Source organism: Tepidimicrobium xylanilyticum (assembly GCF_900106765.1).
GTDB classification, from domain to species: domain Bacteria; phylum Bacillota; class Clostridia; order Tissierellales; family Tepidimicrobiaceae; genus Tepidimicrobium; species Tepidimicrobium xylanilyticum.
Window position 1 is genome coordinate 248,706 of the sequence record NZ_FNNG01000001.1, and the last position, 25,650, is coordinate 274,355.

The window sequence follows — 25,650 nt, forward strand, 5'->3', positions numbered from 1 at the left end:
GATATGATGCAAGCAATTAACAATAAGAAAAAAAGACAAAATTTAAGCCAAGGATTTTCTCTCCTTGGCTTAAATTTTGTCTTTTTAACTTAATTATTTTAATAATTGTAATACCATTTGTGGTGCTTGGTTCGCTTGCGCTAGCATTGATGTTGCCGCTTGTTGTAATATGTTAGATTTAACAAAGTTCATCATTTCCTTAGCCATATCTGTGTCTCTAATTCTTGATTCAGCTGCTTGTAAGTTTTCTGCTGAAATGTCTATGTTCTTAATTGTATGTTCTAATCTATTTTGAACAGCTCCTAGCTCAGCTCTAAACTCTGCAACCTTTATTATAGCATCATTTATAGTTGTAATAGCTTTTTGAGCTCCTGACTGTGTGCTTATATCAACATCAGCTACTCCTAATTCTGATGCTTTTGCGTTAACCATACTTACTGAGAAAGCATGGTCTTCATTTGGTCCTACATGGAATGTAATTTCACCAGATAAAGAACCGTCTACTAATTTCATTCCATTAAATTCTGTTTTAACTGTTATATCATCAAGCTCTTCAATTAATTGTGCAACTTCTTTTTGAATTAATGCTCTATCTTCGTCTTGATAAGTTCCGTTTGCAGCTTGTACTGCTAACTCTCTCATTCTTTGAAGAATAGCATGAGTTTCATTTATAGCTCCTTCAGCTGTTTGTATTAATGAAATACCATCTTGAGCGTTTCTAGATGCTTGATTTAATCCTCTAATTTGCGCTCTCATCTTTTCTGAAATTGCTAATCCAGCCGCGTCATCTGCTGCTCTGTTAATTCTTAATCCTGAAGATAATTTTTCAACTGCTTTTGATTGAACTCCACCAGTTAATTTTAAAGCTCTGTGTGCATTAATTGCTAATAAATTGTTGTTAATAACCATGTTACTCATTAAAGTTCCCTCCTTAAATTTTTAGTGAGCTTCCTTTCTCACCATAATTTATATTAATAGACTCCACCTACCTAGGATTGGTGTCGTCTACTGTTATCAAAATAAAATGAGTTAATGTATTAGTAATTCCCAGCATCCTGCTGATTTACTAATAGATTAACTCATCCCTGAAAAAAATCATTTAAATCCATTTATAATGCCTTTTGCAATTTTTCTCTTTCATATAGTTCTCCGCGAATTATTTTAATATCTCTTGGTGCGTCAATGGCTAGTCTTAAATCTCCTTCATCTGACCTAACAACCTTTACTATTATATTATCATTAATTACTACATATTGTCCTGGCCTCCTGCCTATAACCAACATAGTCACTCCTCCTCGAATAAAATATAAATAAAGTGCGCTGTCGATTATTATCAACAAATGTCAATACCTGTTTAAATAATAACATATTTTTTGTTAAAAAACCATAGTTTAACATTATTTCTATTATTTAGTACTTCAGTGCTATGTGTATAACATTATAAACAGGTACCAAAGACTTATAAATATGACCAATAGCCCTAATTTTTTATAATACTTTTATAATACCTTCTACAAACGAAAAGGGACGAATTAATACACCCATTTGCCTCCAGCAAATAAGGTAGTATCAACTCGTCCCTGAGTCGAAAATATTAAATTTTCATCTACAATTCGTCCATGAATTGTTTTACATCATCCCTGATAATTTATATTAAGTATAAATTATCTCAACAATTGTAGTACTGTTTGAGGTACTTGGTTAGCTTGAGCAAGCATTGCAGTTGAAGCCTGTTGTAGTATAGTCTGCTTAGTAAACTCCATCATTTCCTTAGCCATGTCTACGTCTCTAATTCTTGATTCTGCAGCTTGTAGATTTTCTGCAGCATTGTCTAGGTTCTTTATGGTGTGCTCTAAACGGTTTTGGATAGCTCCTAATTTTGACCTTTCTGCTGATACCATATTTATAGCACCATTTATAGTAGTTATAGCATTATTCGCTTTTGCTTGGGTTGTTATTCCAGAACCTTTAAGTGTGCTAATAGCGGTAAGGCTACCATCTGAACCACTAAAACCTATTTTTGTAGTATTCATACTATTTATTCCTATTCTTATATTTTGATCAGCATTAGCTCCTATATGGAATACTAAGCCTCCAGTTTTACCATCGGCACTTAATGCTAAAGAACCACTTAATAATGTCTTATTGTTAAATTGTGTGTCATTTGCTATTCTATCTAGCTCATCAAGTAGTTGATCTACTTCATTTTGTAAAGCTTGTCTATCAATCTCTTCATTAGTATCATTGGCTGCTTGTACTGCTAACTCTCTCATTCTTTGTAAAATTGCATGAGCTTCATCTAAAGCACCTTCTGCAGTTTGGATTAAGGAAATACCATCTTGAGCGTTCTTAGAGGCCATGTTTAGTCCTCTTATTTGCGCTCTCATCTTTTCTGAGATGGATAGTCCTGCTGCATCGTCGCCTGCTCTGTTGATTCTTAATCCTGATGATAGCTTTTCTAAGGATTTTGACATCCCTGTGTTGTTGATTCCTAATGCTCTGTTGGCATTCATAGCCATAAGATTGTTGTTAATTCTCATTGCTCATTCCTCCTTGAATTTTTGTTTTTTGGCATCCATGCCAGTTGTCAACAAAGTTGACGGAATTTTAAATTGTGAATGTCCAATTGTGAATCATTCCGATTCACAATTAAAGTTTTTACACTCAGTTATATTATCGACAGTTTGTACTATTACTTTAATATTTTTTATAAAATTTTTTTCTTTTTATTTGAAAGACATCAAAATTATAATTCAAAATTAGAAATTTCCAGCTCTACCCCATCATCATATTTTTCTTTTATCTCAATAAATTCGTCTAAATTATCAAAAAGTATGTCTACCAAAATTGGATCAAAATGTTTGCCTCTTTCTTCTTTGAAATAACTTAAAATATCATTCATTACCCAGGCTTTTTTGTATACTCTTGGTGAGCCTAGGGCATCGAAGACATCGGCTACTCCTACTATACGGCCAAATATGTGGATTTCTTCTCCTTTTAGGCCTCTTGGGTAGCCTTTACCGTCGTAGCGTTCGTGGTGTTCATGAGCTATTATGGCTGCAGATTTTAACACATCTCTATTGGAGTTTTTAAGGAGGTTGTATCCAATAGTAGTATGGGTTTTAACTATTTCGAATTCTTCCGGGGTAAGTTTTCCTGGTTTTAACAATATGCTGTCCGGGATACCTACCTTCCCTACATCATGGATAGGGGCTGCTAAGGTAATAAGCATAACATCCCTTTTGGATAATCCATATTTTTCAGCTAATATTTGGCTATACTTTGAAACCCTCTTAGCATGGTTACCAGTTTCATCAGAACGGGCCTCCATTACTTCTCCCAGGATATATAGGATTTCCTTTTGGGTTTCTTCTATCTCCTTATTAATACATAGGATTTCAAAGGCAGCAGTAATGTTCTTATGGAATATGTCTAATATTTCTACGTCCATATAATCGATACTACCCATTGGTTCAATGAAGATTATCCCTTTTATTCCACTAGAACTTTCATAACATGAAACATACTTGTCATTGGTTATTATAAGGTTCCCAGTCATACATACCTTTTTTACCATATAGTAATCCATTTTGGAAATAGAGTCTGTTAAAAGCTTTCCAACGCAATTTTCATATCTACCATAGCCAACCACAACCCTAAAGGAATCACCATTAAAATCCTTAATTGCAGCCAAACCGTTGATAGGAAGATCCGAGGTTTCTTGACAGGAATTGATAATAGCATTTAAATTATAGAAACTTGTTGACAAAAAGTTAGTAATGGAATTAGTTTCAAATAGTCTGCTAGAAGAAGCTGCAATTTGCTCCATAGCCTTTCGATTGTTATTTATATACATAATATCCCTATAGGCTCTAAGGGATGAAATTACCACAGTATGTAATTTTTTAGATAATAACTCGTTTTTTTCTTCATAACCGTTTATATCATAGTTTAAAATTGCATCCTTTTCTAATCTGCCATTTTCCAAACTAGTCATAAGCACTATTCTTACCGCTGAATTCTCTATAACTTCTCTTATATACCTTGTAAACTTTAAACCAGCAGCTTTTCCTCCTATATATAAATCCAATATGACCAAAGCAATATCCTTATTTTTAGATAGTATTTTTAATGCTTCGGGACCAGAATAGGCACTAAAAATAGATAAAGGCTTGTCCTCAAATTTAAAATCCTTCAGGACTTCCTTTATCATCACATGGACAAAATTATCCGTATCCACTACTAGTATTTTCCACGAATTTTTTGCTTGATCATTATTGTCTATAGAACTGTTGCCTTCACCTTTTGTCAAGTCCATTCCTCCCATTCTACTTTTTTTTCTTCCAAATTTGGCTTACCTGATCCATATCCAGTTTAATATTTGCTGCTTCAATATTTTCCTCTTGTATACTTTTATATAATTCTTTGCGAAAAATGTCAACGTTTTTAGGGGCGTCTATGCCTATTTGTACTTTTCCGTCTTGGATTTCTAGCACCTTTATCTCGATGTTTCCATCTATTATTATGGATTCTCCTTTTTTTCTCGAAAGTATAAGCATATTATTCACCCCTATTTTCTTTATTCTGTCTGAATACAAAATGTTTTGTAGTATATCTATCATCGTCTAATACAACCTGCTTCCCTAGTTTTTCCTTAGTGTTGATTATGATGGGACCTAAAAGATTGGCAGTCATCTTTTCAATATCTTCTGGTACCACCACAATGGAATATACAGCTACATCTTTTTCATCCTTTAATTTCAATTTTTCCTGAGCAGTTTCTGGAATAACAATCTCATAATTAGGATATACAAAGAAGGGGTTTATTATTACAAAAGCTAAATCCGGATTCGCAACCGATTGAAGCCATTGGAATGGATTTTCTTCATCTTCATTGTTAATTATTACGAATTGTTTTTCATCTTCAAAGCCCAATATCCCTTCTGGAAAATCAATAATCCTTTCCTCATTTATTTCTATTTCCCCAAAATGTTTTGTATGTAGTAGCATCATTTCTTCCCCTCCAATTCTCATTTCTCGTTTAACATCCATAATACAGAATTGGCGTAAGCCTACGGCTTACGCCTCATTTATTTTAATAGTTCCATTAACTTAAGAATTCCACTAAGGTAGGCTGGATTATCCTAGCTCCTGTCATTAAGCTAGAAACATATACGTTTTGTGCAACATTTAAATTCATAAAAGCTTCAGCTACATCAACACCTTCATTATAAGTTAAAAGTTCTTTTACATTGAGTATTTGAACTCCCAACTTTTTCTCAGTTAATTTTAATCTATTCATCTTAGCCCCTACTTCTGATCGAACAGCAAGGACTTGTTCTAAGCTTTTGTCCAAATTGGTTAGCGCTTGTTGGATATCCTCAGGTATATTGTTTGATAAGGCATTAGATAGTTCTTCAAATACTTCAATTAAATAAGGTTTCTCCCCTTGAGTAACTTCTCCAGTATAAACCTCATCTTGCCTACCAAACACCTTGCCACCAAGGGTATTTACTTTAACCCTTTCCGAAATTCCTACATTGTATTCAAAAACTTCAGTTGATTCAAGCGTTATATTATATACAATATTACCAGTATTTTCATCTACTGTTATCAAAGGTTTATCTGTCTTATATCCACTGAATATGTGTCTTCCTGCATAGTTAGTATTAGCTATTTGGACTAAATGTTCCTTTAATTGGTCTATTTCTTCCTTTATCTTATGCAAATCTTCAGTAGTCTTTGTACCATTTGCTGCATCTACAGTCAATTCCTTTGCCCTTTTTAATACCTCTACTATTTCCCCTAAAGCCGCTTCTGTATCCGTCATCCAAGATAGAGCATCGTCAACATTTCTCTCATATTGTTCTAATTTCGATTTATCTGTATTAAATTTTAAAGATTTGCTTGCTCCAATTGGATCATCAGAAGGTACTCTAAACTTCTTTCCAGTGGCAAGTTGATACTGAAGTTTTTCCAAGGTTTTCAAGTTTTGATTAAGATTATAAACTAAGTTATTTACCAACATGTTATTTGTAACTCTCATTTTACCAACCCTTTCAATTATAGGTATGTTTGAGGTGCCCTATATTAAGTTAGACCCTGCAAGGATCAATTCTTATACTGCATGCCTCAGAGAAATAAGATATTGTCATTTTAAACGTTGTGTATTGAAAAAGTTGTCCATTGTCCGCTATCAATTGTCAATTGTCGAGCTAACGGCCAACTAAACCCAATCTATTTATAGTCACATCCATAATTGCATCTAAGGTACTTATCATTCTGGCTGAAGCTACATAGGTATGTTGAAATCTTACCATATCTGCCATTTCCTCATCATAAGAAACTCCTGATATGGAATTCCTTTTGGACTCTATGTTTTTAAGGATTAAGTTCTGAGTATCATACATCCTTTTGCCTTGCATGCTATCTACAGCAAGATTTGAAATTATGGATTTTAGGAAATCGTCTGGAGTTCCTTTAGGTAGAGAATTCCCATCCATATCAACAATTCCATCGAAGAATTCTCCACTATCCCTTAAAGCTATTAATTGTAATAGATTCCTATTATCCTCTGCGCTACCAGGTTCACTACCCGCCGCTGCAATATTTGCTAAATCCTCCATTATTAAATCGGATAGGGTGATGGTTGCTGCTGGATTAAGAGGATCAAATTCAAAGAAATCCCCACCCTGACCTCCTCCAAGCTTATATCCCTTCTCATGTTGGCGATTAAAAGCCTCAGCAAAACCTTTTGCAAAATCATTTAATTTTTTCTGATAATAAGGTATTCCTCTGTAACTATTGTCTTTTCCATCTCCATTATATAAATCCAATAACCCTTTCAATTCTCCTGAACGCAGATTAACAAGACTTCCATTACTCCATCTTATGGATATATTTTCCTCGTCATCCATATCCATACTGATATAGTTTATTTCAGTATGATCTACTATGGATACACCACTTATATTTACTCTAAGTTTTCCATCTTTAGATTCGTCTACCCTTACATTGACTATTTGGGATAGTTCGTCTATCAATAAATCCCTTTTATCCCTTAGGTCGTTGGCTTTTCTACCGTCTAATTCATTAAAATAGATCTGCCTATTTAAGGAAGCAATTTGGACAGCTATACTATTTATCTTTCTAACCTTAGTATCTATGGAAACTACAGTTTCTTCTCTTAATTCATGTAACCTTGATGCTGTTTCATTTATATGTTTAGTAAGGGCTAAAGCATTTTCCCTTACTGGTTCTCTATAGGAAGAATCGGCTGGTTTTTTGCTCATATTGTCTAAAGCTGTATAAAAATCGTCTAAATATTGTCTAAAACTGCTTTTAGAAGGTTCTCCAAATAACTTCTCCAATTCGGTTAGGATATCCTTCTTAATTACCCACTCTCCCTTTGGAGCATTTTCATTCCAATATTTAAAGTCCACATAGGAATCCCTTACCCGATAAATATCGTATATTTCCGTTCCAGTGCCTAGAAAGCCAATCCCAGGTAAATTATAAGGAGAAGTAGCTCTTTGAGCCCCTTGTTGCCTCGAATAGCCTTCAGTGTTCATATTACTAATATTATGGTTTACTATATATAAAGACCTTTGACTGGCTAATAAGGAAAGTACTGCAGTATTAAACCCGAAATGCATATTACTCATTCCTTTCATGAAATTGTATATGTTGAACTGTAAACTGGGTCGTCTCTTACATACTTGAGAAGAACGCCTCTTCATTCAAGATTCGTAAAGTACCGCAAGTTGTCCACTGTCAATTGTCAAACTATCTTCCAACAACGCCCAATCTATTAACTATAGTATCAATCATCTCATCAATAGCATTTATAACCCTACTATTAGCTATATAAGAGTGCTGATATTTTAGCATATTTGCCATTTCCTCATCTAAGGATACGTTAGATATTTCTTGTTTTCTTTCCCTTATCTGATTTGTTAATATGGTTTGGTTTTCTACCATGTCCCTTGCCTGTTCCCTTGCCATGCTTAAACTTAGGATTAAATCTCGATAAAACCCATCAATATTCATGGTTCCATTTTTATCTTTAATCTTATCAAATATCTCTTCTATTGTATTTCCATTAATATCCTCATATTTATATTTATTATTACCAGAAATATAATCCTCATAATCTCTAAATATGTTTACGTTTCTTAAATCCAAAATAGCTTTTGCTATACTCCCATCGCTTTTTGCATCTGTTAAACCTATAGCAATTTTATTGAAATCAGCTAGTTCTGGATTAACTTTTATTGTTGCGGCTGGGTCCTCAGGATTGCCAATTACAAAGAATCCTATTTGATTTTGCTGCCCTTCTAAATCGACTCCTAACTTATGGAGAGCATTTATGCAGGAAGCAAATTCTCCAACTAAAATATTCAACCTATTTCTAAACTCCACTACAACCTTATCTCTAGCATCTATATAGCCTCCCAAAGAGCCTAGGCCTTTAAGGTCTATTTCTTCCCCTGTATCAGACCAATATATTCTACCAAGTCCCTTCTCCCCATCTAGTTCAACATTTATAGGATTGAAATAGTCTCCGTTTATTAAATCTCTACCATTTAAAGTAACAACCACTTCTCCATATTGATTTTCATAATGGCTTATTGGAATCAATTCTGAAAGCTCATCTAAAGCCCTATTTCGCTCATCCCTATAATCGTTAGCAGTTATGTGGGCTCCATAGCCTTCAGCAAGTTTGATTTTCTTGTTTAAATCTGCAATCTCCTTTAGTAAGGAGTTAACTTCCTCAGTTTTATTCAACATCTCCTTATTTAAATTGAATTGCAAATTATCCAATTGGATGGCTATGTGGTTCACAGTGGTGGTAAGGGCTACTGCACTTTCATGAAGAAGGCCTCTTACAGTTAAACTATCCGCTTCCTTATATAACTCTGACCAACTATTCCAGAAATCGTCCATCACCTTCTGCAATCCACTACTGGTTATTTCATTGAATATTACTTCAATTTCCTCCAGTATTTCCGATTTGGTAAAGTAATAACCATAAATGGCCATTTCTCTACGCAGTTTATAATCTAAGAATTCATCCCTTATTTGATTAATCTGCTGAATGTCTACTCCATAACCAAATTGAAACCCAGTGAGCACATTCGTTGAATAACGGCTCTCTGAATGGATTACCCTTTGCCTAACGTAATTAGGATTATTAACATTTGCAATATTATGGGATACAGTATCTAATGCTTTTTTATTTGCATGAATACCCGATATTGATATATATAATCCTCCAAAACCCATAGCTACACCTTCCTATCAAACAATTTATTCTTAACTTCCTGCCCCTTTTTGCCCTTATCATAGGTTGCAGAAGTGCTTGCACTGGTAAGCAGATTAATATTGAAATCCAACCACTGCAAATTTTCTTCAATAAGCTGACTATTTAAATCATTTCTAATCTTAATATCCTCTAACAGATTGAACAATTTCTCTCCCAAATCCGTTAATTCCTCTTTCCCCTCTGGTACCTTTTCTACTAGCCTAGATAAAGGAATGTTCTTTTCCACGCCCCAGCTATATAGTAGATTTATTCTTTCCTCTTCAGCTAATGCCATCCTATTGATAAGTTCTTCTTCCTTTTTTATTATTTCCTGTAGTTCTTCTACCTGATTATTTACTATTACATCTGTCTTATCATAGGTAAGTTCCTTTAAAGAAATTAGTGCATCTAATTCTTCTTTCAGTATATTTATTAGTTCATCTTTAAAAGTCATCTTCCCACCTCATTATACTTTCCTATCGATGTAAAGGCCTTCCAAAATTTTCTCAGCTATTTCCTTTCCTTCCACATTATAACTCCCCGATTGGACTTGAGCTTTTATTCTTTCCACCTTATCCTTCCTTATATCTGGAACTTCCCTTAATTTGTTGATGGCAAATTGATAATCGACAGCCCTTTCAGAGGCCTTGAATTGATCCTTCCTGTACTGTTTTCTATCTGCATTAACCCTTTTAGCTTTTATATCCTCATACACTTGAAACACCTTATTGGTCTTATTTATTTTCATAAAAAACACCCCATTTCCCTTATTCAATATTATTATCGGTTAAATGGGGTGATACTTTAATTCAATTTTATCAAGCTATTTTTCCTTACGTCTCTCCGTAATTCTAATCCTTTCCTTTATTTTTCCGCTTCTTATGCTGTCTGGTTCCTTCCCTCCACCAATGGATTTTTTAAATTCCCTTTGCATTTCTAAAGTACACTTATCACAAAAACGTCCCGTCTTAATGGAGGTACCGCACCTTTCACAGGTTAAAATTATATTATGTTCATCTGCTACTTCCAGCCTTCCTTGTCTTAAAAACTCTATGATCTTTTTGGTGCTCACTCCTGTTTCCTCAGACACCTCTGAAATATTAGCACCAGGATTCTCATCCAGATATCCCTTTACCTTCTTAAAATCCTCTTCATCTGATTTTCTGCATCTAAGGCAGATTTTAAATCCATCATAAACATAAACCATGCCACATCGGCTACAGTTCCTAACATCCATATTAACACCTCACCGTTTCATACTAGAAGTTAGAACTAACCCATATATCCTTTTAGCTCCAGCTTCCATTAAAGTTTTGCTGCATTCAATTAAAGTTGCTCCTGTAGTAATTATATCGTCAATTAGAAGTATTTCTTTACCCTTGATATCCTTTATGTTCTTTACCTTGAAGGCTGATTTTAAATTGGTTTGCCTGGTTAATCTATCAAGCTTGTTTTGATCTTTAGTCCATCTAATTTTCATTAGATTATTTTTTAAAAGGGATATGTTTAGCATATCCGCTACATATTCTGCCAATAGCCCCGATTGATTATATCCCCTTATGGCCTCCTTCTTCCTATGGAGGGGGACATAGACAATTCCGTCTATCTTTTTATCCAACCCATTAAGCCTTATGGTGGTCAAAATCATCTCTCCAAAGGGCTTATATAGATAGTTTTTACCCTCAAATTTATATGAATGGAGCTTTTCTCGAATGAATCTATTATATAGGACGGAATAATATATCCCTTCCATATAGGATATATCTAGTTTTATATTCCCATGGACATACTCTATTAACTCATTACAATAGACACATATATAATCTTTAGCTTTATTCTCCTTACAAAAATAGCAGTAATCATCTCTAATGAATAAGAGTCTTTCCAATTCCTTAATTATTCCCATAAGCTACCTCCTAAAAAGGAGGTTAGCATACCCCTCATCTTGTAATCTAGGCTTGAATACCTCTTTGCAACTTTATTGTTAGCAATCATATTATATAGATACCTTTCTTCTCCCACCAATACCACCAATTTCTTTGCCCTCGTTACTGCTGTATATAACAAATTCCTAGTCAATAACATAGGAGGCCCCCAATATATGGGCATTATTACCACGGGAAATTCACTCCCCTGACTCTTATGAACTGTTGTGGCATAAGATAGCTTAAGTTCATCCAACTGGTTAAAACTGTAATCCGCCTCCTTATCATCATCAAATAATACCTTTACAATTCTTTCCTCTTCATCTATGTCTAAAATTATTCCTAGGTCTCCATTAAAAACTCCTTCCCCCTTTTCAGCTATTCCATCCTTTACCATTTGCCATTCCAAAGAGTAATTGTTTTTAATTTGCATTACCTTATCCCCAACTCTAAATATATTATCCCCTACTACCTTTTCTTTCTTTAGGGGAGATTTAGGGTTTAATGTATCTTGCAGATATTTATTTAAAGCATTTATTCCTACATCTCCCTTTTTCATAGGTGTTAACACTTGGATATCCTTTAAGGGATCTACTCCATAATGGTTAGGAAGCCTTTCCTTACATAGGGAAAGGATTATTTTTACAATATTTAAAGGATTGCTTTCCTTAATAAAGTAAAAATCGCTATCCTTTTCATTTAATATGGGTCTTTCCCCCTTATTAATCCTATGGGCATTAACTACTATAAAACTTTCTTCAGCTTGGCGAAATATCTCATCTAGCTTTACCACCTTTACAATTTGGCTATCAATTATATCCCTTAATACATTGCCAGCTCCTACAGATGGCAGTTGATCCGCATCTCCTACCAATATGAGCCTAGTCCCAGGAACTATCGCTTTCAACAAGCTGTTCATAAGGAGCAGGTCAATCATGGAAGCTTCATCAACTATTATTAAGTCCGTATCAAGAGGACTGTCCTCATCCTTGCCGAAGACCATTTCCTCTTCCATATAGGAATATTCTAGTAGCCTATGGATGGTCTTAGCCTCTATTCCTGTGGTTTCCGTCATCCTTTTAGCAGCCCTTCCAGTTGGAGCAGCTAGCGTTACAGTCAAGCCCTGTTCTTCAAATATTCTTATTATGGCCTTGATTATTGTAGTCTTACCCGTTCCCGGCCCTCCTGTGATTACTATGATCCCACTTCTAATGGACTCCTTAATAGCCTGAACCTGTTTATCTGCAAAAGTTATTCCTTCTTCCCCTTCAATAATTTTTATCATCTTATCAATATCCACTTCTAAATCTTTTAGATCTACCTGAGAAAGTTCTACTATTTTCTTACTCACATTGTTCTCCGCCACATGGTAGGGAGTATAGTAGACCTTCACCTCATGATCGGCATTTAATATATGGACTATTCCTTTTATAGCCAAATCCCTTATGGACTCTTCAATTAAATTTTCCTCTACCTGAAGCAGTTCCTTTGCACTTGAAACTAACTCCTCTTTGGGTACATAGGTGTGACCATTGGAAGCATATTGATTTATTACATATCTAATTCCCCCTTGAACCCTGTATGGAGAATTCTTATCAATTCCCATATTTTGAGCAATTCTGTCTGCTGTTTTAAATCCTATTCCAAATATGTCCTCTGAAAGCTTGTAGGGATTTTTAGAAATTATGTTGATGGTATCCTTACCATATTTCTTATAAATTCGGATGCCATAATTAGCAGTTATGCCATATTGCTGAAGGAAAACCATTATATCCCTTAACTCTCCCTGCTCCTGAAAAGCTTCAACTATGCCCTTCAATTTTTTATCCCCAATTCCCTCTATTTCCTTCAGCCTTTCCGGATTGTATTGTATGATGTCTAAAGTATCCAACCCAAATCTATCTACGATCTTTTTAGCAGTTTTAGGCCCTATATGAGGAATTAGGCCGGAAGATAGGTATTTTTCAATGCCATTTATGGTAGAGGGAACTACTATGGATATATTGGATATTTCAAGCTGTTCTCCATAATTTGGGTGATATACCCATTCCCCCTCTACCTTTACAGTCTCACCTATATTGATAAAGGGTATATAGCCTACAATGGTAGCCTTTCCATCGGAAGTGTTAATGCTGGCCACCGTATAGGTATTCAATTCATTTCTAAATATGATATCTTCTACCGTTCCTTCTAAAGTCAACAACGTTATTCTCCTCTACCCTTATAGTTAAATAATATTATATCATAACCAAAACTTCATTAAAAAGGGGATAGGGCAGATCATTTTAAATTTGCTTGGATTTTTAATATCTCATTGATGAGTAGAGCTATATCCTGCTTGGTAGCAGGTTTTTCATATTCATTCAATAGAGAACTTTCCCTTATAACTGTAATGTTTTCCCTTTCCTTAACCAATCTCTTAACAATATGGCCATTCTTAACATGTTTATTCACCGTATCTATAGAAGATAGAGATTCTATGATATACCCGTCCGTTAATTGGATTAGCGTCTTATTCTCCTTTCTATAAACCCTATCGATATAGTTTATATTCACATATCCAAAGGAACCATCATTTTTGCACACAGGCTTTCTTACCTTTACAGGAATAAAAACATCATCTACATTGAAGGGTATAGGGATTAGATTTTTTACATTTAATAGATTCCCATAGTATTTCTTTGTTGCCTTTAAATCCACTAAATAGAATTGACTAATTAGATTTAATATGGTCTTAACCGTTCTTTCCATTTCATATTCCTTTCCCAATCCCGTTAGCAATAATGTACAATTTCCCTTCATATCTAGGTAAACTGGTATAAAAGCCCTTATTCCCTCAGAAAAAATTTTCTCCATATCCATCAATATCCCCTCCTTGACTCATTTTATCAGAACATATGTTTTATGTCAAGGAGGGGTTTTTTTATTTAAGCCCTGCTATTACTTTGGAAAGTTCATTTATACTTTCCGTAAGCATATTCAGTTTCCCCTCTATTCTAACCAATAGGTAAATGGAAATGACTATGGGGAATCCTAAATTTGCTATGTGGGTATAAATCTCTTCCATAATATTACTCCTTTCCATATGTTTTAAGCGGCCAAAGGCCGCTTAAAACTATAAGATTAAATTTCCAGTTCATCAATAATTGTGGTAATAATTCTAGCACTATCTGGCTCTACTATATCTCCATTAGCTGTGAAAAACACATTGCTATTCACTATTCCCTCCATTACAGCCTTAACCTCCATATCGGTTAAATCTAGTCTAGGATCGTCTATGGACAGGGTAAATTTTTTTCCCATCTCGTCTAGAAAATCCATTTCTAATTTAGCTCTTTCCATCTAATCACCTCCTGTAAATTTTTTATTAATGGATTATTCGTTCTTTAATTGGATTTCTTCTAGCTTCTTAACTCTAAACAGTGGCAAATTTTGAAGCCCTGCCAAAGATGTGGCAACTTCATATAGATTCTCATTGTCTACTTCAGGCTTTACTTTGGAAAAGGTCTTAGATTTGATTATCTGTTTGTTTCCCTCCATACCTCCATCTAACTCTAATTTCAGCCTTACATTTTCCTTAATATCCACAACAGCCATCATCTCACCTCCTTCACTTCTTATATGGAAAAAAGGAGATTATTTTACTATTATTTTTTTCAATTTGCTTAATCCCTGAGTCTTTATATTGACTACCGTCCTATAGGATATATTCAATTTATGAGCTATTTCCTGTATGGATAATCCATTTATATAATAATCTACTACTACCTGCCTTTGCTTTTTAGTTAATTCTTTCAATCCCTTTAATAGAATTTCAGATTCTTCCTTCTTTAAAGCCACATCCATTGGATCTTTCTCAAATCCCTCTAGAAAGTCAATGAATTCTCCATCTCCCATTTGGGAGTTTAATGAAAGATGCTGCCTTTCCTTATATTTCTCCAAATAATTGTATTTAAGCATTGTTTTTACATAGCCTAAGAACTTAACCCCTTTTGTTGGGTCGTATTCTTCAAAGGCTAATAGGATTGTTTTATATCCTTCTTGAATTAGGTCGTCATACTGGTCTAATCTATTGTAGTATTTCCTAATTGAGCTGATTATTAAGGGATTAAGTTTTAATAACAACTTTTCTTTGGCCCTAACATCTCCCCTTTTACTAAGGAATAAAAGTTCTTCTATTTCCTGATACATTTCACTTCCTCCAAAAAAGAAGGCACCTTCCCAATATTCCTAGGTAAGACAATATTAACTGGAAAGTAGAAAAAGATTAAAAGCTGAAATGACAAAGCTCAGTTGAAGAATTACATAAAATCCAAGGAAAAAGAAGGCTTATATTAAATTAACTATTGACAATAAAATAAAAAAAGAGCTAAGGAAATAATCCTTAACTCCTTTTAATGCTTTGAAGATTTTATTAAATTCCTATTGGAAAAACATAAAATCCTAATATTCAAAAGCTTCTTGCCTAAGAATTTCAGCCTTATCCGTTCTTTCCCAAGGTAGGTCTAAATCCTTCCTGCCAAAATGACCATAGGCTGCTAAAGGCCTATAGATAGGGCGTTTTAAGTCTAAGTTCTTAATAATAGCTGCTGGCCTTAGGTCAAAATGCTTTTGTATCAATTCTTCTATCCTTTCATCGGATATTTTACCGGTTCCAAATGTCTCCACAAATACGGAAAGAGGTCTGGCAACTCCTATGGCATAAGCAATACCTATTTCACATTTATCTGCCAATCCTGCTGCCACGATGTTCTTAGCCACGTATCTGGCAGCATAGCTAGCTGATCGGTCTACTTTTGTTGGATCCTTTCCTGAAAAGGCTCCTCCCCCATGTCGGCTATAGCCTCCATAAGTATCAACTATTATCTTCCTTCCAGTAAGACCTGCATCTCCCATAGGGCCTCCTATTACAAACCTTCCTGTTGGATTTACATAGTATTTGGTATTATTATCCAACATATTATGAGGAACTACCTTCATTATTATGTGTTCCATTACATCTCTCTCTATGGTTTTTAAATCAATATCTGGACTGTGTTGGGTTGAAACCACTATATTCTCCAATCTTACTGGTTTACCTTCATGGTATTCAACCGTAACCTGAGTTTTCCCATCAGGTCTTAAGTATTCCAAGGTACCGTTCTTTCTTACATCCGCTAACCTTCTTGCCAATTCATGGGCCAATGAAATGGGAAGGGGCATCAATTCCTCCGTTTCATTGCAAGCAAATCCAAACATAATCCCCTGATCACCTGCTCCTATTTGGTCAAACTCATCTTCTCCATTAAACCTGTGTTCTAAGGCCTTATTAACTCCAAGGGCGATATCGGGAGACTGTTCGTTTATAGATGTAAGGACAGCACAGGTATCAGCATCAAATCCATATTTAGCCCTAGTATAGCCTATTTCCTCAACAGTTCTCCTCACTATTTGTGGAATATCCACATAGCAGGAGGTGGTAATTTCCCCCGTTACCAGCACTAGCCCCGTTGTAACTGTAGTTTCACATGCTACTCTAGCATCTGGGTCCTTTGAAAGTATTTCATCTAATATGGCATCTGAGATGGCATCGCATACCTTGTCTGGATGACCTTCTGTTACTGACTCAGATGTGAATAACCATTTTTTCATTTGAGAAACCTCCTCGATTTATTTAAATAATAATCGTTCCAAATCAAAAAAACCTCTTCCAAAAGGAAAAGGCAATAAAAATTCACCTCATCTTTCAGAATCTAAGTTCTGTGGGATTTAGCACCTTTGGTATAATACCCAGGTTGCCGGATTTCATCGGGCCCATTCCCTCCATCACTCTTGATAAGGCATCAAGATTTTTATCCACTTTTAAGACATATTTTAGCATATTAACTAAACTAAGTCAAAGCCTTTTTATGTTATAGTTGGATACTTAGGTACTATTAAAATTTGGTTTTAATTACATCGGTATTATCAATTCAAACTACCACTGGTAAAAAAATAAATACTGCATTAGAAGAAAAGAATATGGAAATGGCTAAGGATCAGGATAGGATAGATATATTACTAAGCCAAACAGGTGAAACATTGATAACTATAAAACAGTTTAGCCATAATCTAATAGTAAATTTAAGAACCATTGGCGGTATTTCTAAAGAAATTGCAAATGCTTCCAATGAGGTAGCTAATAGTATAGAAACCCAAGCCCATAGTATTACCAAAATAAATCAATCTATGATAAAAAGCAATAATGAGATTATGTCAGTTTCCAAAGCAGCAATAAAAATGCCCCAATTATCTAAAAAACCTTCAATATTGCTGAAGATGGAGAATAATAAGTGATAAGTACAGACGATATACGCTTGATTCTACAAATGAAAAACCTCATATTATTGTGTATTTAGTAGATATATTTAATTATTTTTGCCTAATGCGCCATATTCCTCATTTTTGCTTCTTTTTCATGTCTTGCAATTTAATATTATATACCTTATACTATAATAGTGGTTAACGGGGTGTGGCGCAGTTTGGTAGCGCACGTGGTTTGGGACCATGGGGCCGGGGGTTCGAATCCTCTCACCCCGACCATTACTAAAAAGAAGGATTGAAATTTCAATCCTTCTTTTTTTATGTAAAAATCAACTTGTTAGTTCTTTGTAATACATTTGTAACCTAATTGATATATTTCCATTATATAATGTTAGTATAATTTGGGCATGGGGATTTTTGAGAAAGGGGGTATTTTAGGGAAAATACATAATCTTTGGACATTCGAGCTTTATGACTTATGGTATTGAAGGAGAGTGATATTTTGAACAGGAATATTAGAAAGGTATTTTTATTTTTACTTATTATAGGCATTATAATTGCTTCATCCAATTCATATTTAGCTGTTGAAGCAGTTAATATGCCTTATGAAATATATAGGACTAGCTCTTCAGAGTACCTGGGCTCTGGTATTCTATATGAGAATATCAGACGATTTACATCTGATGGCTGGTGGAATATAAATGTAATAAGGGTGGATTTAACAGATGAATATGCAGAAATAGGAGGATTGTTTAGCAACAAAGGATTATCTAATAGGGATACTGTAAGTAATCTGGTTAAGGAAAAACAAGCTGTGGCAGGAATAAACGGAGACTTTTTCAACTACAATCCAATTCCCCATCCCATAGGAACAATGATTGAAAATGGAGAAATCATATCTTCTCCCCCAGAAAAAGCCTATGCGCCACCCACTTTTTATTTAGATATCGATAATGTACCAGATATTACCTTCTTTGATAGAAGCATGCAAATTACCTCATTAAACTCTGGTCAATCCCTTAGGATAAACTTTATCAATAAAGCTTCTTACATGGAATACGTCACATTATTGAATAAGCATTGGGGTACAAGCTCCTTTGGCAAGAAATACAATGGCGAACCCATAAAACTCGATAATGAAGCAAATGGCAATTCTAACGGAGATGTAAATGAGGAAACTAACGGAAATGGTAATAATGGGAATTTATTAAATAGCTATAATAATGAAATGGTAGAAATGGTAGTAATAGATAATATAGTTTCAGAAATTAGAATTGGACAAGATGCAGTAACCATCCCTGAAAATGGCTTTATAATTGCTACAAGAGGAGAAAAGGCAAAGGAATTATTGACTAAATTCAACGTTGGAGATGAAGTTAAACTTACACTTGGGACTAGCCCTAATCTTGAAAATATTAAGTTTGCAATCAGTGGGGGAAGTATAATACTTAAAGATGGCAATATAACCAACACCAACATAAATATTGCCGGTAAACATCCAAGAACAGGAATAGGAATTACTAAGGATAGAAAAGAATTGATTATTGCTACCATAGACGGTAGAGATTCTTCCTTTGTAGGTGTTAGTCAAGAAATTTTTGGAGCTATATTAAAGGATTTAGGAGCTTACGATGCAATTAACTTAGATGGTGGCGGATCCACTACCATGGTTATAAAACCAGTTGATGAACAAGTAGCAAAGGTAATAAACAAGCCTTCTGATGGAGGAGAACGGAGGGTAGTAAATGGTGTAGGAGTATTTTCCAATGCTCCTAAAGGAGAATTATCTTATATTAAAATAACTACTGACGATACTAATATGTTTGCCAATACATCCAGAAAATTCACCATCAAAGGATATGACCAATACCACAATCCTATAGAAATAGACCAAAACAAAGTAGAATATGCTTTTGAAGGAGTAGAAGGTGAAATAGTAGGAAATGTATTTAAAGCCAAATCCCCTGGCAAGGCTATTATTAAGGCAAATTACGAAGGGATAACCTCTACTATAGAGTTAAAAGTACTAGATGAGATTAAATCCATCATATTCCCAACAGATAAATTAAGCCTTCATGCTAACGAAAATAAAACCATTGGTGCCGCCTATGGAATGGATAAGAATGGATTTAAAGCCAAGATATATGCCGAAGACATTGATTGGACCACAACGGGAAATATTGGATATGTCGAAAATGGAGTGTTTTATAGCAATGGCAATATAGGTACTGGTGCCATAACAGGTCGTATTGGAAAAGCATTAAATAATATCTTAGTATCCGTTGGTAGCGGGGAAGCAAAATTAATTGATGGATTTGAAGACATTAATAAATTTAGCTCAACTGTCTATCCAGAGTATGTTAAAGGAAGTATAGAGTTGGTAAATGAATCAAAGGAAGGCAATAAAGGCCTAAAACTAAGGTATGATTTTACTGAAGGAGAGGACAACAGAGCTGCCTATATAATATTTAGAACTGGAGAGCAAAAAGGATTAACTTTAGATGGAATGCCTAACAAACTATCTCTTTGGGTAAAAGGAGATAATAATAAAAGTTGGCTTCGAGGCACCATAATAGATAAAAATGGCAAGGACTATACTATAGATTTTGCAAAGTCCATAGATTTTAGTGATTGGAAGCAAGTATCAGCTCAAATCCCTTCCGATGTAGCTTATCCTATCGCATTGGAAAAAATCTATGTAGTAGAAACAAATAGTGCTAAAAAATACACAGGAGAGATTTTAATAGATGGATTAAGAGCTCATTATCCTCCTTCTTATAACAATGTAGAAGTTCCAACTCCTACAAACTTTACTGATGTTAAGAACGTTAAGAAGGAAGTAGTGAGCAATGGATTCTCCTTCCTAATAAGTAAATTGCCAAGCTTCGAAAAGGGACAAGAAGGCCTTAAGGACAAAATAACAAATAAGGCTAATGCTCATGAATTAAATGTATTCATAGGAAAGGCAAACCAGGAATTTAATAAAACCTTAAAATCTAAGAACATTATAAATATAGCCACTCCTTATAAGACTAATAGATATAAGAATTTAATGATAATCGATGCCAGCAGTGCTAAAGGTGGAATTAGAGCCACTAATTACAAACAGTGGATCTGGTTACAAAATGGACTATCCAATGCAAAAGAAGACCATATATTCCTATTTTTAGACACTCCTATATTTGGCTCTGGCGGGTTTACTGACAAGCTAGAAGCAGAATTGCTTCATAACACTTTAGTAGAAACCTTCGAAAAAGGCAAAACCGTTTGGGTAATCTATAATGGAAACAGTACTAAAGTGGAATTAAAAGACGGTATAAGATATATAGAATTCAATAATAAGGACATTGAAAACCTAAGCTTTATTGAATTTGTGGTAAATGGAAAAGACATTACCTATCAGGTTATGAAATAAATTAAAAAAGCTGGACAGTTATTGCAACTGTCCAGCTTTTTTGTCAAAACATCAAAGTATAAGCTCAGCAAAAACCTCCAAAAAACTACCTAAAAATTGTCCATTAGTTTAACTATCCAGTTACCATAAACCCAGCCTATTCTTTTATCCTCATTTACCTTTACTTTATAGAAGTAAAAACCCCTTTTTAATGCTGGTCCTTCTAATATGGTCATGGTTTGGTCTTCCTTTACCGTGCCAATGGCATTACCTTTTGGCCCATCGTATAATACTAATGGGTCTTTTCCATCGGCTTTTTCCATAGTATCTGGTATTACTATATCATTAGGGGTGTATTTTATTATATCTCCTTCATGGTATACTTCAGGGGTTGGAATATTTATATTCCTATGTAGCCTTCCTCCTCGGCTAGGCATACTTTTCTTGCTTATTGGAGTTATTTCCTGATTATACTCCTTCAAAGCTGTTTCATAAATACGTGCTTGATAAGTACTTGAATTAACATTTGGGTTGTTTCTCTCTAATAACCCGTTATAAGCCCACAGAGTAAAATACCAATGCTCTAATATATTTGGATCCATATTACCTACTTGAGTCATTTCATTATTGACCCACGCCCATTTTTTCAAAAGGTGATTTGCCCCTGCTTCTATGTTGTAGACGGGATCGTACTTTAACTTTTCTAAATTATACTCAGTCTCCTTTTCGCTTATCTGCATTATTCCAATATATCCACCCTTACTTACAAAAGGGTTTCCGTTACTATCGAATTGTCGGAAGCCACTTTCTAATTTAGCGATACATTTAAGTATTACACTGGGAATACCCCTTTTAGTAGCTACTTCCTCTATGAGCTTTTCCACTTCCTCCCTGCTGGGATTCTTCTGTTGAGAAAAGCTATTTTCGGCTATTCCAAATACAAGCATTAAAGCCACAAGAATAGCCAATACTCTCTTCCCCATTTTTTACCTCCTACCAAGTTACATATCCATTTTTAAACTGTTGATATAGCATTTCAGCAATACCCACCCCATTTTCTTTGGATATTTCCTTGGATAGTTCATCAATATACATTTCTTCAAATATCTTTTGAGCTGTGCTTTTTTCTATCAAGCCATTTTCTGGTACAGTCTTTTTCATCTCCTTAAACATCATTGCTAGAAATATGGACTCAAATTCCTTGCAAACCTCTTTTAAAGCTTCGTCCTCCTTATTACCGTTTAAAGATTCCATTCTTTTCTGCAAAATGGTTGGGTCGCTATATAAATCAACATTTATTTCCAACTAAACCACCCCGTTATCTCTTCAGATTATTGACTAATTGAAGCATTTCATCTGCTGCTTGAATGGTCTTAGAATTAATCTCATATGCTCTTTGAGCAGTAATCATCTTTACCATTTCATCTACGATCTGAACATTTGAAGCCTCTAAATATCCTTGAATGATTCTACCCCTCATTTCTTCAGCTTCAATTAACACAGGCTCCCCAGATGCTACAGTTTGGTTGTAAAGGTTTTGCCCTTCCGCTAGTAGACCTTCTGGATTGGTAAATTGGAATATCCCAATCCTACCCAGCTCCACAATCTCACCATCTTCGTCTAAACCAGTTACATATCCTAGATTGTCTATGGTAATGTCAGTAAGCCCAGATTCTATGTATATATAATCTTCATCTTCACTTAATACATAATAGCCTTCAGAAGTAACTAATATGCCCTCATCTTCATCTACGCTCAATTTAAAGCTGCCATCCCTAGTATACCTTGTTTCACCATTTGGCAATAATACTGCAAAGAATCCTTCTCCATCAATGGCCAAATCAAAGGTGCCATCGGTTTCTATGAAGCTTCCAGTTCTAAAATCCTTCTTAGTAGCTGTAGGCATAACCCCATGGCCTACCTGTAAATTTACAGGTCTTCCTTCTTCATCTACTATATTAGTTCGCTTTAAAGTAGTGTAGAATAAATCTTTAAACTCTGCCCTTTGGGTTTTATAAGATGTAGTATTTACATTGGAAAGATTGTTAGCTATAGTGTCTATATTAAATTGTTGGGATTTCATACCCGTAGCAGCTGTCCACAATGCTCTCATATTCTAACCTCCTATACTCTTCCTATTTCATTTGAAGCCTTCTCAAGCATCTCATCTTGCACCCTTATAGCCTTTTGACCTGCTTCGTATTCCCTAAGAAGGCTAATCATTTCAACCATCTCTTCAATAGCATTTACATTAGAACTTTCCAAATACCCTTGAAACACTTCCCCCTCAAAAGGAATTTCTTCTGGCTCTACCCCTTCTGCCATCGCATATAGGTTGTCCCCAATCTTCCTTAAAAACTCCCTATTTTCTAAATCTACTATATCTAACATGCCTACTACATTACCATCTACTATAACCTCTCCCCTTTTACCTACGGTTATGTCATTTCCTTGTATAACTATATCTCCATTCAATCCTTGAACTACTTCTCCGCTTAATGTAGAAAGAATTCCTTCTTCATTTAGTACAAAAGACCCATCTCTTGTATAATAAGTATTCCCTTCTGCATCCGTTATTTTAAAGAAACCAGAACCATTCAATGCCAAATCTAAAGTAGAACCCGTTTCAATCATATTTCCTTGGGTAAAATCAGTAACGATCTTTTGAAACTTTAACCCTGCATTCATAGTTCCTATTACACGAGAAGGGGGATAATAGACAATTCCTTGTAGCATTCCTTCTATGTCACCTACACCTTGTAACCTATTTCCACGACCATCAGTTATAAAGTTTTCATAATCCGTATTAAAACCTTCTCTACCATCCTGATAAAAGGTCCTTAAATAGCCTTCATCATCTATGACGAAGCGTATTTCCTTTACATAACTTTCACCCATTGGTGTTTCAACTACAAAATAACCCTGGGTTGTGCTAGCCCTATGAACCTGTCCATCCGTTTCATAGGTTATCTCGTTTTCTCCTCTTAAACTAGGCCTAACCTGCCTTGAATTAATCTTTACCAGTAGCTTTTCTGCAAAAGTTTCGGTCAATGACCTATCCTTCTTAAATCCCGTAGTATTTACATTAGCCAAATTATTGGATAGTACTTCTAATTTCTTCTGATTGGTTGCCAAAGAAGTCGCACTTATATATAAGCCTCGGTTCATTTATATCCCCTTTCTTTAAACCAAGTAAGTATCATAGAATAATATCGGCATTATTTTCATATACTTTAATAATTAATTCTTATTGAATCTGAACCTGTTTTATCTGAATCCAAAAATTTTACCCAATCCAAGGCTCTTCCTGTACCTATTGCTACTGAGCTAATGGGATCATCTACTAACCTTGCTTTAATCCCAGTTTTCTCAGTAATCAACTTGTCTAAACCATAGAGCAACGCTCCACCTCCAGTCATTATTATTCCCTTATCCGCTATATCTGCTGCTAACTCAGGGGGTGTTCTTTCTAATACATAATGGATGGTTTCTATTATATGAGAAACTGGCTCAGCTAAAGCTTCTAACGCTTCACTTGAGTATATCTTAATATTTTTTGGTAAACCAGTTAGCAAATTTCTTCCTCTTACCTCAATGGAAACATCCTTCTCTCTTGGATATGCAGATCCTACCTGGATTTTTATTTCTTCCGCACTTCTTTCTCCTATCATCAAATTATGTTTTTTCCTTATATATCTTGCTATGGCTTCGTTACATTCATCTCCTGCAATCTTTACAGATCTGCTTATTACTATGCCTCCTAAGGATATGACTGCTACATCTGTCGTACCTCCGCCTATGTCAACTATCATATTTCCATTAGGTTCCGTTATGTCAATGCCTGCGCCTATAGCAGCAGCAATAGGTTCTTCTATCAAAAATGTCCTCCTAGCACCAGCATGGTTGCTTGCCTCAAGTACTGCTCTCTTTTCAACTTCAGTTATGCCACTAGGTACACAGACTATGACCCTAGGCTTAAAGATAGTCTTTCCTATGGCCTTAGTAAAGAAATATTTTAACATGCGCTCAGTAATCTGATAATTTGAAATTACTCCATCTCTCATAGGGCGTAACGCTATGATGTTTCCCGGAGTTCTACCTAACATCTTCTTTGCTTCTTCGCCAACGGCAAGAAACTTATTGGTATATTGGTCAATAGCCACTACAGAAGGTTCATTTAATACTACTCCCTTCCCCTTTACGTAAACGAGTATGCTAGCTGTACCCAAATCGATTCCTAAATCGGTCCTAAATGCAGCCATGTAAATTTGCCCCCTTTTTCATCTCTATACACAACTATTTTATCATATTATTCTACATATTTAAAAAAAATCCTCTTTAATTTCCGATATTATCCAAAAAAATCTAAAGGCCATAAGGATAGACTTTTGTCTGTCCTTATGGCCAATTTAATCGTTAATAGCTTTGTATTTTAATTTAGTTGCTTTACCCCCTCTAATATGCCTTTCCGCTTTATTCTGTTCCAGAACCTGTTTTACCATAGTCGCTATAAGAGGGTTTATCTTAGGAAGGCGTTCTGTAACGTCTTTATGGACAGTACTTTTACTCACTCCAAAAACGCCTGCTGCCTGTCTTACAGTGGCTTTTTCGCTTATTATGTACTTTGCGATTTCTAATGCTCTTTCTTCTATATAATCTTTCAAATAGGTCTACCCCCTTTGAACTTTGATTTGGGTTTTTAATCTTTGTAAATACATATGCATTTTAAATACCTATTAGAACAA

Annotated in this window: 28 protein-coding genes, 1 tRNA gene and 1 riboswitch; of the genes, 3 read left to right on the top strand and 26 right to left on the bottom strand. The window is 35.0% G+C overall.

What is annotated here, in order from left to right; genetic code table 11:
• Positions 1–93 precede the first annotated feature (93 nt).
• The 20 genes from BLV68_RS01050 to metK all read right to left on the bottom strand — a co-directional run bounded on the left by BLV68_RS01050 (position 94) and on the right by metK (position 16,860).
• Entirely contained in the window at positions 94–918 is an 825-nt protein-coding gene (locus BLV68_RS01050; protein WP_317920615.1) for a flagellin N-terminal helical domain-containing protein, read from the bottom strand.
• Positions 919–1,109: 191 nt separating this feature from the next.
• A complete protein-coding gene (locus BLV68_RS01055) occupies positions 1,110–1,283 on the bottom strand; it encodes a carbon storage regulator (protein ID WP_093749983.1) in 174 nt (57 codons plus the stop codon).
• 381 nt (positions 1,284–1,664) lie between these two features.
• The gene (gene hag / locus BLV68_RS01060; RefSeq protein WP_093749985.1) at positions 1,665–2,540 is read right to left on the bottom strand and encodes a flagellin Hag; all 876 of its coding nucleotides are present in this window, start codon (positions 2,538–2,540) and stop codon (positions 1,665–1,667) included.
• 206 nt (positions 2,541–2,746) lie between these two features.
• Positions 2,747–4,312, bottom strand: a complete 1,566-nt coding sequence (locus tag BLV68_RS01065) for an HD domain-containing phosphohydrolase (protein WP_159428572.1) — start codon at positions 4,310–4,312, stop codon at positions 2,747–2,749.
• Positions 4,313–4,328: 16 nt separating this feature from the next.
• On the bottom strand, positions 4,329–4,559 hold the full coding sequence (gene csrA, locus BLV68_RS01070) for a carbon storage regulator CsrA (protein ID WP_093749989.1): 231 nt from the start codon (positions 4,557–4,559) through the stop codon (positions 4,329–4,331).
• Position 4,560: 1 nt separating this feature from the next.
• A complete protein-coding gene (gene fliW, locus BLV68_RS01075; protein ID WP_234949796.1) occupies positions 4,561–5,013 on the bottom strand; it encodes a flagellar assembly protein FliW in 453 nt (150 codons plus the stop codon).
• Between the two features lie 94 nt (positions 5,014–5,107).
• Complete coding sequence (gene flgL, locus BLV68_RS01080; protein ID WP_093749991.1) at positions 5,108–6,046, bottom strand: flagellar hook-associated protein FlgL; 939 nt, start codon at positions 6,044–6,046, stop codon at positions 5,108–5,110.
• A gap of 169 nt (positions 6,047–6,215) precedes the next feature.
• Positions 6,216–7,655 (bottom strand): flagellar hook-associated protein FlgK, encoded by a 1,440-nt coding sequence (gene flgK / locus BLV68_RS01085; RefSeq protein ID WP_093749993.1) that lies wholly within the window; start codon positions 7,653–7,655, stop codon positions 6,216–6,218.
• 130 nt (positions 7,656–7,785) lie between these two features.
• Positions 7,786–9,285, bottom strand: coding sequence for a flagellar hook-associated protein FlgK (flgK, locus tag BLV68_RS01090; protein ID WP_093749995.1), 1,500 nt, complete (start codon positions 9,283–9,285; stop codon positions 7,786–7,788).
• A gap of 2 nt (positions 9,286–9,287) precedes the next feature.
• A complete protein-coding gene (locus BLV68_RS01095) occupies positions 9,288–9,758 on the bottom strand; it encodes a flagellar protein FlgN (protein ID WP_093749997.1) in 471 nt (156 codons plus the stop codon).
• Between the two features lie 12 nt (positions 9,759–9,770).
• Positions 9,771–10,052, bottom strand: coding sequence for a flagellar biosynthesis anti-sigma factor FlgM (gene flgM / locus BLV68_RS01100; protein ID WP_093749999.1), 282 nt, complete (start codon positions 10,050–10,052; stop codon positions 9,771–9,773).
• Positions 10,053–10,127: 75 nt separating this feature from the next.
• Complete coding sequence (locus tag BLV68_RS01105; RefSeq protein WP_093750001.1) at positions 10,128–10,541, bottom strand: TIGR03826 family flagellar region protein; 414 nt, start codon at positions 10,539–10,541, stop codon at positions 10,128–10,130.
• Between the two features lie 9 nt (positions 10,542–10,550).
• Positions 10,551–11,210 carry a ComF family protein gene (locus tag BLV68_RS01110; protein ID WP_093750003.1) on the bottom strand — a complete coding sequence of 220 codons (660 nt, stop codon included), beginning with the start codon at positions 11,208–11,210 and terminating at the stop codon, positions 10,551–10,553.
• Positions 11,201–13,432, bottom strand: a complete 2,232-nt coding sequence (gene recD2 / locus BLV68_RS01115; RefSeq protein ID WP_093750005.1) for an SF1B family DNA helicase RecD2 — start codon at positions 13,430–13,432, stop codon at positions 11,201–11,203. Before recD2 ends, BLV68_RS01110 begins: the two co-directional genes overlap by 10 nt.
• Before the next feature lie 77 nt (positions 13,433–13,509).
• Positions 13,510–14,091 carry a hypothetical protein gene (locus tag BLV68_RS01120; RefSeq protein WP_093750007.1) on the bottom strand — a complete coding sequence of 194 codons (582 nt, stop codon included), beginning with the start codon at positions 14,089–14,091 and terminating at the stop codon, positions 13,510–13,512.
• Positions 14,092–14,152: 61 nt separating this feature from the next.
• Positions 14,153–14,296 (bottom strand): YvrJ family protein, encoded by a 144-nt coding sequence (locus BLV68_RS01125; RefSeq protein ID WP_093750009.1) that lies wholly within the window; start codon positions 14,294–14,296, stop codon positions 14,153–14,155.
• A gap of 56 nt (positions 14,297–14,352) precedes the next feature.
• A complete protein-coding gene (locus tag BLV68_RS01130; RefSeq protein ID WP_093750011.1) occupies positions 14,353–14,571 on the bottom strand; it encodes a DUF2922 domain-containing protein in 219 nt (72 codons plus the stop codon).
• A 33-nt stretch (positions 14,572–14,604) separates the two neighbouring features.
• Positions 14,605–14,826: a DUF1659 domain-containing protein gene (locus BLV68_RS01135; RefSeq protein WP_093750013.1), complete on the bottom strand. Its 222-nt coding sequence runs from the start codon at positions 14,824–14,826 to the stop codon at positions 14,605–14,607.
• 39 nt (positions 14,827–14,865) lie between these two features.
• A complete protein-coding gene (locus BLV68_RS01140) occupies positions 14,866–15,420 on the bottom strand; it encodes an RNA polymerase sigma factor (RefSeq protein ID WP_093750015.1) in 555 nt (184 codons plus the stop codon).
• Between the two features lie 252 nt (positions 15,421–15,672).
• Positions 15,673–16,860, bottom strand: coding sequence for a methionine adenosyltransferase (gene metK / locus BLV68_RS01145; RefSeq protein ID WP_093750017.1), 1,188 nt, complete (start codon positions 16,858–16,860; stop codon positions 15,673–15,675).
• An 84-nt stretch (positions 16,861–16,944) separates the two neighbouring features.
• Positions 16,945–17,050, bottom strand: a riboswitch (SAM riboswitch).
• Between the two features lie 101 nt (positions 17,051–17,151).
• On the opposite strand from metK, the gene BLV68_RS01150 reads away from it, so the two are divergent.
• The 3 genes from BLV68_RS01150 to BLV68_RS01160 all read left to right on the top strand — a co-directional run bounded on the left by BLV68_RS01150 (position 17,152) and on the right by BLV68_RS01160 (position 20,926).
• Positions 17,152–17,544, top strand: a complete 393-nt coding sequence (locus BLV68_RS01150; protein WP_093750019.1) for a hypothetical protein — start codon at positions 17,152–17,154, stop codon at positions 17,542–17,544.
• A gap of 169 nt (positions 17,545–17,713) precedes the next feature.
• Positions 17,714–17,790, top strand: a tRNA-Pro gene (locus tag BLV68_RS01155).
• A 223-nt stretch (positions 17,791–18,013) separates the two neighbouring features.
• Positions 18,014–20,926 (top strand): phosphodiester glycosidase family protein, encoded by a 2,913-nt coding sequence (locus BLV68_RS01160; RefSeq protein WP_159428573.1) that lies wholly within the window; start codon positions 18,014–18,016, stop codon positions 20,924–20,926.
• 89 nt (positions 20,927–21,015) lie between these two features.
• Here the strand turns inward: BLV68_RS01160 and BLV68_RS01165 are convergent, their stop codons facing one another.
• The 6 genes from BLV68_RS01165 to spoIIID all read right to left on the bottom strand — a co-directional run bounded on the left by BLV68_RS01165 (position 21,016) and on the right by spoIIID (position 25,569).
• Entirely contained in the window at positions 21,016–21,888 is an 873-nt protein-coding gene (locus BLV68_RS01165) for a transglycosylase SLT domain-containing protein (protein ID WP_093750023.1), read from the bottom strand.
• 10 nt (positions 21,889–21,898) lie between these two features.
• Positions 21,899–22,210 (bottom strand): rod-binding protein, encoded by a 312-nt coding sequence (locus BLV68_RS01170; protein ID WP_093750025.1) that lies wholly within the window; start codon positions 22,208–22,210, stop codon positions 21,899–21,901.
• 13 nt (positions 22,211–22,223) lie between these two features.
• Positions 22,224–23,018 carry a flagellar basal-body rod protein FlgG gene (gene flgG / locus BLV68_RS01175; RefSeq protein ID WP_093750027.1) on the bottom strand — a complete coding sequence of 265 codons (795 nt, stop codon included), beginning with the start codon at positions 23,016–23,018 and terminating at the stop codon, positions 22,224–22,226.
• An 11-nt stretch (positions 23,019–23,029) separates the two neighbouring features.
• Positions 23,030–24,073, bottom strand: coding sequence for a flagellar hook-basal body protein (locus BLV68_RS01180; protein WP_093750029.1), 1,044 nt, complete (start codon positions 24,071–24,073; stop codon positions 23,030–23,032).
• A gap of 65 nt (positions 24,074–24,138) precedes the next feature.
• Entirely contained in the window at positions 24,139–25,167 is a 1,029-nt protein-coding gene (gene mreB, locus BLV68_RS01185) for a rod shape-determining protein (RefSeq protein WP_093750031.1), read from the bottom strand.
• 147 nt (positions 25,168–25,314) lie between these two features.
• Entirely contained in the window at positions 25,315–25,569 is a 255-nt protein-coding gene (spoIIID, locus tag BLV68_RS01190) for a sporulation transcriptional regulator SpoIIID (protein ID WP_005584568.1), read from the bottom strand.
• Positions 25,570–25,650 lie beyond the last annotated feature (81 nt).